The sequence below is a fragment of the Nevskia sp. genome, from assembly GCF_051860985.1.
Lineage (GTDB): Bacteria > Pseudomonadota > Gammaproteobacteria > Nevskiales > Nevskiaceae > Nevskia.
Window position 1 is genome coordinate 241502 of the sequence record NZ_JBIMKV010000004.1, and the last position, 13014, is coordinate 254515.

The 13014-nt window shown below is 69.2% G+C and carries 18 protein-coding genes; 11 read left to right on the forward strand and 7 right to left on the reverse strand.

Annotated features, from left to right (window positions below; all coding sequences use genetic code 11):
• The first annotated feature begins 31 nt into the window (after positions 1-31).
• The 11 genes from sdhD to ACTIGJ_RS06115 all read left to right on the forward strand — a co-directional run bounded on the left by sdhD (position 32) and on the right by ACTIGJ_RS06115 (position 7531).
• Positions 32-412, forward strand: a complete 381-nt coding sequence (gene sdhD / locus ACTIGJ_RS06065) for a succinate dehydrogenase, hydrophobic membrane anchor protein (RefSeq protein WP_439639381.1) — start codon at positions 32-34, stop codon at positions 410-412.
• A 7-nt stretch (positions 413-419) separates the two neighbouring features.
• Positions 420-2207, forward strand: a complete 1788-nt coding sequence (gene sdhA, locus ACTIGJ_RS06070; protein WP_439639382.1) for a succinate dehydrogenase flavoprotein subunit — start codon at positions 420-422, stop codon at positions 2205-2207.
• 1 nt (position 2208) lies between these two features.
• Complete coding sequence (locus ACTIGJ_RS06075) at positions 2209-2715, forward strand: DUF2939 domain-containing protein (RefSeq protein ID WP_439639383.1); 507 nt, start codon at positions 2209-2211, stop codon at positions 2713-2715.
• A gap of 59 nt (positions 2716-2774) precedes the next feature.
• Positions 2775-3560, forward strand: a complete 786-nt coding sequence (locus ACTIGJ_RS06080) for a succinate dehydrogenase iron-sulfur subunit (protein ID WP_439639384.1) — start codon at positions 2775-2777, stop codon at positions 3558-3560.
• An 89-nt stretch (positions 3561-3649) separates the two neighbouring features.
• The gene (locus ACTIGJ_RS06085) at positions 3650-4009 is read left to right on the forward strand and encodes a YkgJ family cysteine cluster protein (protein WP_439639385.1); all 360 of its coding nucleotides are present in this window, start codon (positions 3650-3652) and stop codon (positions 4007-4009) included.
• 83 nt (positions 4010-4092) lie between these two features.
• Positions 4093-4326, forward strand: a complete 234-nt coding sequence (locus tag ACTIGJ_RS06090) for a succinate dehydrogenase assembly factor 2 (protein WP_439639386.1) — start codon at positions 4093-4095, stop codon at positions 4324-4326.
• The gene (locus tag ACTIGJ_RS06095) at positions 4295-4756 is read left to right on the forward strand and encodes a protein YgfX (protein ID WP_439639387.1); all 462 of its coding nucleotides are present in this window, start codon (positions 4295-4297) and stop codon (positions 4754-4756) included. The genes ACTIGJ_RS06090 and ACTIGJ_RS06095 overlap by 32 nt, the downstream gene beginning before the upstream one ends.
• A complete protein-coding gene (locus ACTIGJ_RS06100) occupies positions 4753-5658 on the forward strand; it encodes a DNA-3-methyladenine glycosylase family protein (protein WP_439639388.1) in 906 nt (301 codons plus the stop codon). The genes ACTIGJ_RS06095 and ACTIGJ_RS06100 overlap by 4 nt, the downstream gene beginning before the upstream one ends.
• The gene (locus tag ACTIGJ_RS06105; RefSeq protein ID WP_439639389.1) at positions 5659-6204 is read left to right on the forward strand and encodes a methylated-DNA--[protein]-cysteine S-methyltransferase; all 546 of its coding nucleotides are present in this window, start codon (positions 5659-5661) and stop codon (positions 6202-6204) included. It abuts the gene before it with no gap.
• A 132-nt stretch (positions 6205-6336) separates the two neighbouring features.
• A complete protein-coding gene (gene ureG / locus ACTIGJ_RS06110) occupies positions 6337-6966 on the forward strand; it encodes an urease accessory protein UreG (protein WP_439639390.1) in 630 nt (209 codons plus the stop codon).
• 61 nt (positions 6967-7027) lie between these two features.
• Complete coding sequence (locus tag ACTIGJ_RS06115) at positions 7028-7531, forward strand: D-Ala-D-Ala carboxypeptidase family metallohydrolase (RefSeq protein WP_439639391.1); 504 nt, start codon at positions 7028-7030, stop codon at positions 7529-7531.
• Positions 7532-7552: 21 nt separating this feature from the next.
• Here ACTIGJ_RS06115 and ACTIGJ_RS06120 read toward each other — a convergent pair whose 3' ends face one another.
• From ACTIGJ_RS06120 to ureA, 7 genes are all read right to left on the reverse strand, one after another.
• Positions 7553-8815, reverse strand: coding sequence for a patatin-like phospholipase family protein (locus ACTIGJ_RS06120; protein ID WP_439639392.1), 1263 nt, complete (start codon positions 8813-8815; stop codon positions 7553-7555).
• Positions 8816-8928: 113 nt separating this feature from the next.
• Positions 8929-9609, reverse strand: coding sequence for an urease accessory protein UreF (locus ACTIGJ_RS06125; RefSeq protein ID WP_439639393.1), 681 nt, complete (start codon positions 9607-9609; stop codon positions 8929-8931).
• An 11-nt stretch (positions 9610-9620) separates the two neighbouring features.
• Positions 9621-10079 (reverse strand): urease accessory protein UreE, encoded by a 459-nt coding sequence (gene ureE, locus ACTIGJ_RS06130; protein WP_439639394.1) that lies wholly within the window; start codon positions 10077-10079, stop codon positions 9621-9623.
• 17 nt (positions 10080-10096) lie between these two features.
• Positions 10097-11797: an urease subunit alpha gene (gene ureC / locus ACTIGJ_RS06135; protein ID WP_439639395.1), complete on the reverse strand. Its 1701-nt coding sequence runs from the start codon at positions 11795-11797 to the stop codon at positions 10097-10099.
• Positions 11794-12102 (reverse strand): urease subunit beta, encoded by a 309-nt coding sequence (locus ACTIGJ_RS06140; RefSeq protein WP_439639396.1) that lies wholly within the window; start codon positions 12100-12102, stop codon positions 11794-11796. The genes ureC and ACTIGJ_RS06140 overlap by 4 nt, the downstream gene beginning before the upstream one ends.
• A 7-nt stretch (positions 12103-12109) precedes the next feature.
• Positions 12110-12685, reverse strand: a complete 576-nt coding sequence (locus ACTIGJ_RS06145) for a HupE/UreJ family protein (RefSeq protein ID WP_439639397.1) — start codon at positions 12683-12685, stop codon at positions 12110-12112.
• Positions 12686-12704: 19 nt separating this feature from the next.
• Positions 12705-13007 carry an urease subunit gamma gene (gene ureA / locus ACTIGJ_RS06150; protein ID WP_439639398.1) on the reverse strand — a complete coding sequence of 101 codons (303 nt, stop codon included), beginning with the start codon at positions 13005-13007 and terminating at the stop codon, positions 12705-12707.
• Positions 13008-13014 lie beyond the last annotated feature (7 nt).

Sequence of the window (13014 nt, forward strand, 5' to 3'; positions counted from 1 at the left end):
CCGCCCAAGCTTCATCAATCTGGAGAGTGTTATGAGTCTTCGTTCACCGCTGTCGCAGGCCCGTGGCCTGGGTTCGGCCAAGGAAGGTGTCGGTCACTGGTGGGTCCAGCGCCTGACCGCCCTGGCGCTGATCCCGCTGACCCTGTGGTTCGTCGTCAGCGTCGCCCGCTTCCCGCTGCTCGACCACGCCACCCTGGTGGCCTGGATCAAGGCGCCGCTGGTCGCCGTGGCGCTGGTGCTGTTCTTCCTGTCGATGATTCATCACGCCGCGCTCGGCGTGCAGGTGGTCATCGAGGATTACGTTGGCAATGAAGGCGTGAAGCTGGTCAGCATCGTGCTCGCCAAGTTCGCCCTGTACGCCATTGCCGCAGCCAGCGTGTTCGCGGTGCTCAAGATCGCCTTCGGAGCCTGATTCCCCCATGTCTTACAACATCGTTCATCACGAATACGACGTCGTCGTCGTCGGTGCCGGCGGCGCCGGCCTGCGTGCCACCGTCGGCCTGTCGCAGGCCGGCCTGAAGACCGCCGCGCTGACCAAGGTCTTCCCGACCCGCAGCCACACGGTTGCTGCCCAGGGCGGCATCTCGGCCGCGCTCGCCAACATGGGCGAGGACGACTGGCGCTGGCACATGTACGACACCATCAAGGGCTCCGACTGGCTCGGCGACCAGGATGCGATCCAGTACATGTGCCGCGAAGCGATCCCGGCGATCATCGAACTGGAGCACTGGGGCGTGCCGTTCTCGCGCACCCCGGAAGGCAAGATCTACCAGCGTCCGTTCGGTGGCATGACCACCAACTACGGTGAAGGCACCGCGCAGCGCACCTGCGCCGCCGCCGACCGTACCGGCCACGCGATGCTGCACTCGCTGTACCAGCAGTCGCTCAAGAACAAGGCCGAGTTCTTCATCGAATACTTCGCGCTCGATCTGCTGACCGACGCCGACGGCTCGGTGCACGGCGTGCTGGCCTGGGATCTGGCCACCGGCAGCCTGCACCGCTTCCGCGCCAAGCAGGTCATCCTGGCCACCGGCGGCTACGGCCGTGCCTACTTCTCGGCCACCAGCGCCCACACCTGCACCGGCGACGGCAACGCGATGGCGCAGCGCGCCGGGATTCCGCTGCAGGACATGGAATTCGTGCAGTTCCACCCGACCGGCATCTACGGCTCGGGCTGCCTGATCACCGAAGGCGCGCGTGGCGAGGGTGGTTACCTGACCAACTCGAAGGGCGAGCGCTTCATGGAGCGTTACGCGCCGAACCGCAAGGACCTCGCCTCGCGTGACGTGGTCAGCCGCTCGATGACCATCGAGATCCGCGAAGGCCGTGGCGTGGGTCCGGAAGGCGACCACATCCACCTGCATCTGGAGCACCTCGGTCCGGACGTGCTGCACAAGCGCCTGCCGGGCATCTCGGAGACGGCGAAGATCTTCGCCAACGTCGACGTCACCAAGGAGCCGATCCCGGTGCTGCCGACCGTCCACTACAACATGGGCGGCATTCCGGCCAACTTCCACGGCGAAGTGGTGACCAGCCTCGACGGCCAGACCGACACCGTGATCCCGGGCCTGATGGCCGTCGGTGAAGCGGCCTGCGTGTCGGTGCACGGCGCCAACCGCCTCGGCTCGAACTCGCTGCTCGATCTCGTCGTGTTCGGCCGCGCCGCCGCGCTGCACGCCGCCAAGATCGTCAAGCCGGGCTCCAAGCACGGCAAGATCTCCACCGAGTCGGAAGACAAGGCGATCGCCCGCTTCGACAAGCTGCGCCACTCGACGAAGGGCAGCCGCGGCACGGCGGAAATTCGTCTGGAGATGCAGAAGACGATGCAGAACCACGCAGCCGTGTTCCGCACCTCGGCGTCGCTGACCGAGGGCGTGGCGAAGATGAAGAAGACCATCGAGTCGTTCGCCGACGTCAAGGTCGCCGACAGCTCGCTGGTCTGGAACTCCGACCTGATGGAGACGCTGGAACTCGACAACCTGCTCGGCCAGGCGCTGATCACCGTCGCCTCCGCCGAGAACCGCCACGAGTCCAGAGGCGCCCACGCCCACGAGGACTTCCCGGATCGCGACGACGATCAGTGGACCAAGCACACGCTGGCCTGGCGCAACAACAACACCCAGGTGCAGTTCGGCTATCGCCCGGTGCACATGAACGTGCTCGACGACGAAGCCAAGGTCATCCCGCCGCAGAAGCGTACCTACTGACGTGAAGCGCGCCGTTGCCACCGGTGCCGTCGTCGTGCTGCTGATCGCAGCCGTGGCGACGGTTGCGCTGCCGCTGCTGGCCCTGCAGGGCCTGCGCGACGCGCTGACCGCGCGCAACGGCGAGGCGCTGGCGCAGCTGGTCGATGCCGACCGCCTGCGCGGCAGCCTGGCCGCCCGCATCCGTGCCCGCTATGCCCAGGGGCCGGACCAGCGGGTGCCGATCGAGCCGGTCGTCGAGCGGCTGCTGACGCCGTCCGGCCTGATCGCCGCGATCTGCGACGGCGGCGCGCTGACCGTCGATGGCCGGGTTCCGACCGGCTGCGACCTGCACGGCAGGCTCGGCGACCTGCGCTTCGAATCGACGCACCGCTACAGCGCGGCGCTCAGCCGCAACGGCGCGGTGGCGGCCACCGTCGTCATGGATCGCGCCGGCCTGCACTGGCGGCTGGTCGATCTGGTGCTGCCGCCTGCCGCGTATGACCAGTTCAAGGATTCGGTCCTGAACTGATCGCCCACCTCAAAACACCCCGGATTCACATCCCCGGTTTCAAACTCTGGAGCAACCTCATGGCACAGCTCACGCTTCCCAAGAACTCGAAGATCGACCGCAACGCCGGCAAGGTGTTCAAGGCCCCGGCCGGTGCCAAGAACGTTCGCGCGTTCAAGATCTACCGCTACGATCCGGACACCCAGGCCAACCCGCGCGTCGATACCTACGAGATCGACATGGACAAGTGCGGCCCGATGGTTCTCGACGCGCTGATCAAGATCAAGAGCGAGATGGACTCGACCTTGACCTTCCGCCGCTCCTGCCGCGAAGGCATCTGCGGTTCCTGCGCGATGAACATCGACGGCACCAACACGCTGGCCTGCACCAAGGCCTGCGACGACGTGAAGGGCGAGGTCAAGATCTATCCGCTGCCGCACATGCCGGTGGTCAAGGACCTGATCCCGGACCTGACCCACTTCTACGCCCAGTACGCCTCGGTCGAGCCGTGGCTGAAGACCGACACCCCGGCGCCGACCCGCGAGCGCCTGCAGAGCGAGGAAGACCGCGCCAAGCTCGACGGCCTGTACGAGTGCATCCTTTGCGCCTGCTGCTCGACCAGCTGCCCGAGCTACTGGTGGAACGGCGACCGCTACCTCGGCCCGGCCGTGCTGATGGCCGCCTATCGCTGGCTGGTGGATTCGCGCGACGAGGCGACCGGCGAGCGTCTGGACCAGCTCGAAGATCCGTTCAAGCTGTACCGCTGCCACACGATCATGAACTGCTCGAAGACCTGCCCGAAGGGTCTGAACCCGGCCAAGGCGATTGCCGAGACCAAGAAGATGCTGGTGGAACGCCGCGGCTGATAGCCGCTGGTGTCAAAAGCAAAGGCGGCCTGCGGGCCGCCTTTGTCGTTGTGGCGCAAGCTGCTTGAAGCCGATACCGGGATTCCGCCATGAGCCTGTCCGAAGACGACCAGATCATCGACACGCTGCGCCAGCGGATTCCGGCCTTCGCCTGCGTGCCCGGCTGCCACGACTGCTGCGGCCCGGTCACCGCGTCGTCGACCGAGATGGCGCGGCTGCCGCGTCGCAGCTCCGCCGTCCGTGAAGCCGCACTCGACGCGCTGAGCTGCCCGCATCTCGGCCCGCAGGGCTGCACGGTGTACGAGGAGCGGCCGCTGATCTGCCGGCTGTTCGGCACCACGCCAAGCCTGCCGTGCCCGCGCGGCGCGGGGCCGGAGACGAGGGTGGCGCCGGCGGTCGAGCAGCGCATCCACTGGTTCGCCAGGCGGACGCGGCAGGTGCTGGTCTGAGCGGCCGCCGGGAGCGCCGCGCGCTGCGCCGGCCGCGACCCCATCGGCGATAATCCGCCACCCTCTTTCCACCCGTTCCCTCCATGAGCGATCTCGACCGTCTCCGCTTCCTGTGCCGCCGCGGCATGAAGGAACTCGACGTGCTGTTCGGCGGTTTCCTGGCCCGTCACTACGAAACCGCCACCCCCGAGGAAAAGTGGGTGTTCCTGCGCCTGCTCGAATGCGAGGACCCCGACCTCTGGGCCTGGATCATCGGCCAGACCCCGCCACCCGCCGCGTACGCCCATGTCATCGAACGCCTTCAGCGCAACGATTGAACTGCAGCTGCGCGCCAGCCTGCGCGGTATGCAGCTGGTGGTCGGCCTGCATGTGCTGGCCGCCTCGCTGTCGATGGTCGCGCGGCCGCCGGATCACCTCGGCCTGCTGCTGTCCGGGCTGCTGCTGGTCTCCTGGTTCAGCCTGCGTCGCCACCCGCTGATCGGCTTCGGCCCGCGCGCGCTGAGCCGCCTGATCTGGCACGCCGACCGTCCGGACTGGCGCATCGAGACCACGGCCGGCGCCGCAGCCGATGCCACGCTGCTGCCGTCGACGGTGGTCACCCGTTTCGTCATCGTGCTGAATTTCCAGCTCGCCGACGGCAGCCGCCGCAGCCGCGCGCTGTTCGGCGACGAGACCGATCCCGAACTGCTGCGCCGCCTGCGGGCGCGGCTCAAGGCGGGCGACACGCGCACCCGGACCGGCGCGTGACGGCCGCTGCCGGGACGCTGCGGCTGACGCTCGACTACCGGCCGCCGCTGGCCTGGGACGCGCTGCTCGGCTTTCTAGGCGGGCGCGGCGCTGCGGGGGTCGAAGCGGTGGTCGATGGCCGCTATCTGCGCACCGTGCGGATCGGCGAGCGGCAGGGCTGGCTGGCGGTGTCGTCGACCGGCCGGGATGACGCGCTGGCCGTGGAACTGTCGCCGTCGCTGGCATCGGTGGCCGGCCCGCTGACGACCAAGCTGCGCCAGCTGCTGGATCTCGATGCCGATCCGCTCGCGATCGCCGGCGTGCTGGGCGCCGACCCGATCCTGCGGCCGGTCGTCGAAGCGGTGCCGGGCCTGCGCGTGCCCGGCGGCTTCGATGGCTTCGAGCTGACGCTGCGCGCGATCGTCGGCCAGCAGGTCACGGTCAAGGCGGCGACCACCCTGTTCAGCCGCTTCGCCAGCGCCTTCGGCGAACCGGCGCAGACGCCGTTTGCCGAACTGCGCTTCCACACGCCGCGCGCCCGGCTGATCGCGGAGGCCGACCTGCAGACGCTGATCGACCTCGGCCTGACCGAACGCCGGGCGCGCACCATCCATGCGGTGGCGGGCGCCTATGTCGCCGGCGAGCTGAGCCTGGAGCCGGGCTGCGATCAGGCTGCCGAACTGGAACGCTTCCGCCGCATTCCCGGCATCGGCCACTGGACCTCGAACTACGTGGCGATGCGTGCATTGCGCGACGCCGACGCCTTCCCGACCGGCGATCTGGCGCTGTGCAACGCCCTCGGCGGCGTCAAGCCGAAGGAAGCCGACCGTGCCGCCGAGGCCTGGCGGCCATATCGCGCCTATGCGGCGCTGTACCTCTGGCGTCTGCTGCGCATGGGCACGCAGACCGACCGGGGCGGCTGAATGACGCTCGGCAAGCGCGAACTGCGGCAGGCGGTGGCGGCGGTGACGGGCAACCCTCAGGCACCGGCTACCCGCTACTGCATCGCGCCGAGCCCGATCGGCGAACTGCTGCTGTTCGGCGATGGCACGGCGCTGCAGGGCCTGTACATGGAAAGCCACGAGGTCTGGCCGCAGAAGCAGCCGGACTGGATCTGGGACGAAGCGCCGTTCAAGGGGGTCGTGGTTCAGCTGTTCGAATACTTCGCGCGCAAGCGCGCCCGTTTCGAGCTGCCGCTGGCGCCGCAGGGTACGCCGTTCCAGCAGCGTGTCTGGGCGGCGCTGCTGGAGATCCCGTTCGGCGTCACCATCAGCTACGGCGAACTGGCGACCCGCCTGGGTGACCCCAAGGCCAGCCGCGCCGTCGGCCTGGCCAACGGCCGCAACCCGATCTCGATCATCGTGCCCTGCCATCGGGTGATCGGCGCCAACGGCCATCTCACCGGCTACGGCGGCGGGCTCGATCGCAAGGAATGGTTGCTGCGCCACGAAGGCGCGCTGCTGCTCTGACGGTCTGGCAATACGTCATCTGACCGGCGGCCGATAGATCGCCGAGCGCTTCCGGACCGGCCGCCGGCCGTTCGCGTGGTACGCCGCTTGCTGCATGCTGGCGCAATTCCCAGGCACGAGGATGCACCCCAGATGAGCACACGATCCGAAGCCCTGCGGCTGGGCGTTGGCGGGCCGGTCGGTTCCGGCAAGACGGCACTGGTAGACAGCCTCTGCAAGCGGATGCGCGAGCGCTTCAACATCGGCGTCGTCACCAACGACATCTACACCCGCGAGGATCAGGAGTTCCTGATCCGCAGCGCCGCACTCGCCCCGGAGCGCATCCGCGGTGTCGAGACCGGCGGCTGCCCGCATACCGCGATCCGCGAGGACGCCTCGATGAACCTCGCGGCGATCGACGAGCTGAACCGCGATTTCGACAACCTCGACCTGATCATCGTCGAGAGCGGCGGCGACAATCTGGCGGCCACCTTCAGCCCCGAGCTGTCGGACCTGACGCTGTACGTGATCGACGTCTCCGCCGGCGACAAGATCCCGCGCAAGGGCGGGCCGGGCATCACCAAGTCGGACCTGCTGATCATCAACAAGATCGACCTTGCGCCCTATGTTGGTGCGTCGCTGGAAGTCATGGACCGCGATGCCCGAAAGATGCGCGGCGAGCGGCCGTTCGTCTTCACCAACCTGAAGACCGGCCAGGGGCTGGACGAGGTGATCGCCTTCATCGTCCGCCAGGGCATGCTGACGCCGAGCCTGGCTGGCTGAGCTTCTGCCGGCGGCGCGGCTGCACTACGCTGCGGCGGTCCTGCCACCGGAGCCGAGTGCCATGCCGCAGATGATCTCGAAGTACTTCTCGCTGGAAGAGATGTGCCGTTCCGATCTCGCCGATCGCAACGGCATCGACAATCTGGCGCGCGATCCGGCGGTGATCGCCGCGCTGACCGATCTGGCGACCCGGCTGCTCGATCCGATCCGCGAGCACTACGGCCGCTCGATCCGGCCGAACTCCGGCTATCGCTCGCGCAAGCTGGAGGAAAAGCTCTACTTCAAGAAGGTCGCCGAGCTGAAGCGCAGCGGCGGCGCGGCTGCCGTCGACGCCTGGTTCAACGCCAAGCAGCATCCGAAGGGCGAAGCGGCGGACCTGGAAATCCCCGGCGTGCCGAACGCGAAGTTCTACGAGTGGATCAAGGGCAGCGGCCTGGAGTTCGACCAGCTGATCCTCGAAGGCGTGACCCGGCCCGACGACCCGACCTCCGGCTGGGTGCATGTTTCCTACCGTCGCGGCCGCAACCGCCGCAAGGCCTTCCTGATGGCCGACACCGGCCTGTAGGCCGCCAGCAAGCCGGATCGGTCAGTCCTCGGCCTGTCCCCGGCGGTCGCCGGCCGGCGGCTGGCGCAGGAAGGCCTCGATCTCGTCGATCCGCCGCGCGGCGTCCTCGTAGCCGATGCGGATCAGCTCGCGGGTGAACCGGGTGTCGAACAGCAGATAGCTGGTCAGGTCGGCGCTGCGGGCATCCGGTGCGCCGAGCGCGTCGAGCAGGTAGCGCACTGTGGCCGGAATCCGGTGCTTCATCGCGTCGGCGATCATCGCCAGGTCTTCCGACGGCGCGATCGCCAGCGGCTCGACCACCCGGATCGGCTCGCGCATGCGGCCGCTGACCGCTTCGCGGCTGGCTTCCGGCATCGCCGCGATCAGTTCGTTCATCCGTTTCAGATGATCGAGATCGGCGTCGAGGTGATCGAGGAACACCGCGTTCATGAACACGCCGCAGATCTGCGACAGCGGCGGCCGGCGCAGCGACGGGCCGAGGTCGCCGGCCAGCGGCGCCAGTTCGGCACGGGTCAGGTGATCGGCGGTGTTGGCGCAGCGGATACCGATCGCCAGCACCCGGCTGGCGCCGAGGCGGATCGCCGGGCTCATCGGCGTGGTCAGGCGCAGCGCGCCATCGCCGAACCAGGCGGTGGCGCCGTCGATCTCGACCGGCGCCGGCGGAAACACCACCGGAATCGCCGCCGAGGCGCAGATGTGCGGAATGCCGATCTTCGCCTTCAGCGCCACCCGCCGGCTCTTCAGCCACAGCGGATGTCCCGGCTGGCCTTCGATGAAGGTGTAGGACTTGCCGGAGTGATAGCCGGTGGCGGTCACTGCCAGCGCGTACAGCTGGCCGGCCGCCAGCGCCCGGGCCGTGCCGTCGACCGGCAGATGGGCGCGCAGGAAATCCGGCAGCGGCGCGGTGTCGAGCAGCGACTGCAGCCGGCCGGCGCCCAGCAGGCTGCCGGTAGCCGCGTCGAGGCCCAGCCGCAGGCCGTTGCGCAGCAGCGCGCGCAGGTCGGTGCGGTAGACCTGCCGGGCTTCCAGCTGCGACCACAGGAAGGCCAGCCGCCGGGTGGCGCCGTGGAAGTCCTCGCTGCCGCCGGCAATCATCAGGCCGTTGATCGCCCCGGCCGAGGCGCCGGTGACGATCGGGAACGGCGATGGCTTGTGGCGCAGCGCCGGCAGCTCGCCGATGCGCTTCAGCACGCCGGCCTGATAAGCGCCGCGCGAGCCGCCGGCGGTCAGCACCAGGCCGGTCTTGCGGCGGAAGCGCCAGGCGGCGTCGATATGGCCGGTCATCGGAACGGCTGCTGCTGGGGGCTGCGCATGGCGTCTGCTCCGGGGCGCGGGCTGCCGGGGTCGGCTGTTCAGGGCAGCAAGACAGGTGCCAGCCGAGACCGCCGGCCTGGGAATCAGGAGCGGAACAGTCTCGAGTACTGGGTTTCGTGGCGGGCGCTGGCGATGCCCTGCATCGGGCTGGCGATGCCGATGTCGTCATCGTCGATGGCGGCGGCGCTGTCGACGATCTCCGGAATCCGCTGGATCAGCCGGCCGATCAGCCGCTGGCCGGCGTTCTGGCCGAGCGGCACCAGCTTGATCGCCGCCAGCACCTGGTTCTCGCACCAGCTCCACAGGTAGCCGGTCGCGGCATCGGTGGCGCCGATGTCCCAGCGCACCGCCGCCAGCGCGAACAGGGCCGCGTGGCTGGCTTCGGGCTGGCCGACCCAGGTCTTGGCCTCGTTGATGCCGTGCTCGACCAGCACCCGCGCCAGCGCGGTGCCCAGATGACGATCCTCGGCGCGCAGCTCGGCGGTTTCGCGGGCGGCGATCAGCTGGGCACTGAGCCGCCGGGCCCGCGCCGGGCTGCGATCGGTCCACGCGGCGTGCAGGCGTAGCAGCAGCGGCAGGTCCAGTGTCCCGATCGCATGCTCGGCGAGGCCGGCGATCCATTCGCCGCTGCTGGCGGCGTCATGCACGAGGCCATGTTCGACGGCGTCCTCCAGCCCCTGCGAAAAATGGAAGCCGCCGATCGGCAGCGCCGGGCTGGTCAGGTTCAGCAGGCGGAGCAAGGCGGTACCGCCGCTGCCATACATCGGCGCCGTCCTCAGCCGTGACCGTGGGCGTGGCCGTGGCCGTGGCCACCACCGTAGGCGCCGCCTTCCGGCTCGAACGGCGCTTCCTCGACGGTCACCGAAAAGCCCTGGCCGCGCAGCATTTCGTCGAGCGCATGGTCGTGCCGGAAGCGCAGCCAGCCGGCGCCGATCTGCACCGGCACGTGGCGGTTGCCGAGGTGGTAGCTGGCCCGCGCCAGCCGCCAGGGGTCATCGCAGCGGACGGTCGACACGACCTCGTCGGCGGCGACGATCTCGACGATCCGGCCGTCGTCGGCCTGCAGGCGGTCGCCGCCCCGCAAGACCAGGCCGCGTTCCAGCCGCAGGCCGACTTCCTCGCCGGTCGACAGCTTCGCCAGCTGCCGGCTGCGGGTGCGCAGATCGAACGGCAGCTCGATGCGGACGTTGGCGGCGCTGCCGTCGTCGCCGAGGTGCTTGGTGATGGTCAGCATCCGGTCACGGGCTCGGGCTAGAACAGAAAATAGCGCTGCGCCAGCGGCAGTTCGGCCGCCGGCTCGCAGTGCAGGCGCACGCCATCGGCGCGCACCTCGTAGGTCTGGGCGTCGACCTCGATCTTCGGCATCAGATCGTTGTGGATCAGGTCGCGCTTGGTGATCGTGCGGGTGTTGCGGCAAGCGACCAGCCGCTTGCGCAGGCCCAGGCGCTCGCGCAGCCCGCCATCGCGCGCGGCCTTGGAGACGAAGGTCAGCGAGGTCTCGGCCACGGCGCCGCCCAGCGCGCCGAACATCGGCCGGTAGTGCACCGGCTGCGGCGTGGGAATAGAGGCATTCGGGTCGCCCATCGGCGCGGCGGCGATCATGCCGCCCTTGATGATCATCGCCGGCTTGACGCCGAAGAACGCCGGCTGCCACAGCACCAGATCGGCAAGTTTGCCGACTTCCACCGAGCCGATCTCGTCGGCCACGCCGTGGGTGATCGCCGGGTTGATCGTGTACTTGGCGATGTAACGGCGCACGCGGAAGTTGTCGTGCCACGACGGGTCCGGGCCGAGCGCGCCGCGCTGCACCTTCATCTTGTGCGCGGTCTGCCAGGTGCGGGTGATGACCTCGCCGATGCGGCCCATGGCCTGGGAATCGGAGGAGATCATCGAGAACGCGCCGAGGTCGTGCAGGATGTCCTCGGCGGCGATGGTCTCGCGGCGGATGCGGCTTTCGGCAAACGCCACATCCTCCGGAATGCCGGGATCGAGGTGATGGCAGACCATCAGCATGTCGAGGTGCTCGTCGACCGTGTTGACGGTGTACGGCCGGGTCGGGTTGGTCGACGACGGCAGCACGTTCGGCTCGCCGGCCGCCTTGATGATGTCCGGCGCGTGGCCGCCGCCTGCGCCTTCGGTGTGATAGGTGTGGATCGCCCGGCCCTTGAACGCCGCGAGCGTGGCTTCGACGAAGCCGGATTCGTTCAGCGTGTCGGTATGGATCGCCACCTGCACGTCGTACTTCTCGGCGACGCTCAGGCAGTTGTCGATCGCCTTTGGCGTCGTGCCCCAGTCCTCGTGCAGCTTGAGCCCCATCGCGCCGGCTTCGATCTGCTCCTCCACCGCGGCCGGCAGCGCCGCATTGCCCTTGCCGAGAAAGCCGAAGTTCAGCGGCAGGCTTTCCACCGCCTGCAGCATCCGGGCGAGATGCCAGGGCCCCGGCGTGCAGGTGGTGGCATTGGTGCCGGTGGCCGGGCCGGTGCCGCCGCCGATCAAGGTCGTGGTGCCCGACATCAGCGCATCCTCGGCCTGCTGCGGGCAGATGTAGTGGATGTGGGCGTCGATGGCGCCGGCGGTGACGATCTTGCCTTCGCCGGCGATGATCTCGGTGCCCGGGCCGATGACGATGTCGACGCCCGGCTGCACGTCCGGATTGCCGGCCTTGCCGATGCCGCTGATCCGGCCGCCCTTCAGCCCAAGGTCGGCCTTGACGATGCCCCAGTGGTCGATGATCACGACGTTGGTAATCACCGTGTCGGCAGTCAGCCGGCTGACCCGCTGGCTCTGGCCCATGCCGTCGCGGATCACCTTGCCGCCGCCGAAGCTCACTTCGTCGCCGTAGACGGTGTAGTCGCGCTCGATCTCGATGATGAGCTGGGTGTCGGCCAGCCGCAGGCGGTCGCCGGTGGTCGGGCCGTAGAGGCTGGCGTAGTCGGCTCGGCTGATCTTCACAGCGGGCCCTCCACCTTGCCCTGGAAGCCGTGGACGATGCGGTCGCCGTCATAGGCGACCAGTTCGATGTCGCGCGCCTGGCCCGGCTCGAAGCGCACGGCGGTGCCGGCCGGGATGTTCAGCCGGAAGCCGCGCGCAGCAGCCCGGTCGAAGTGCAGCGCGTCGTTGGTTTCGAAGAAGTGGTAGTGCGAGCCGACCTGGATCGGCCGGTCACCGGCATTGGCCACGCGCAGCTGCACGGTGTCGCGGCCGGCGTTGAGTTCGATGTCCGGGCCGTCGAGCGGCAGCAGTTCGCCAGGAATCATGGCCGCCTCAGAGTCCGAGCAGCAGGCCGCCGCCAGCCGCCGCCACGGCGGCACCGGCCAGGCGCAGCCCGAGCGGATGGCGGCGGCTGGCCAGCGCCAGCGCCGCGCCGGCCAGGTGCAGCAGCACGGTGGCGGTGACCATGCCGGACAGCCAGGCGACGGTATCGGCCGACGCCGGCAGCTCGGCGCCATGGGCGTAGCCGTGGAACAGCGCGAGGCCGCCGGCCAGTACGCAGGCCGGCGTCAGCGCCAGCGTCCGGCGCAGCATCATCAGGCTGCCGAACACCAGCAGCGACAGCGCGATCAGCAGCTCGGCCGCCGGCAGCCGCAGCCCGGCGAGGCCGAGCAGGGCGCCGGCCAGCATGCCGGTCGCGAACGCGGCCGGTACCCGCCAGCTGCCGGCCCGCCGGGTGGCGGCCGCCCAGCCGCCGACCGCGAGGATCGCCAGCAGGTGGTCGAGCCCGGTCAGCGGATGCAGCAGGCCGGCGACGAAGCCCGGCGTCTCGTGCCCCGGGTGGGCGAGGGCCAGGCTCGGCAGCAGGCCGAACGCAAGGATCACGGCAGTGAGGCGGGAGGCGGTCATCGCGGGCTCCGGGGGCGGTTCAGGGAATCGGGTTGTGGACGGTGACCAGCTTGGTGCCGTCCGGAAAAGTGGCTTCGACCTGCACGTCGGCGATCATTTCGGGGATGCCGTCCATGACCTCGTCGCGGCTCAGCAAGGTGGTGCCGTAGCTCATCAGCTCGGCAACCGAGCGGCCGTCGCGCGCGCCTTCGAGGATCGCGGCGGAGATGTAGGCGATCGTTTCCGGGTAGTTCAGCTTCACGCCGCGCGCCTTGCGCCGCTCGGCCAGCAGGCCGGCGGTGAAGATCAGCAGCTTGTCCTTCTCGCGGGGACTCAGTTCCATGGTGTTC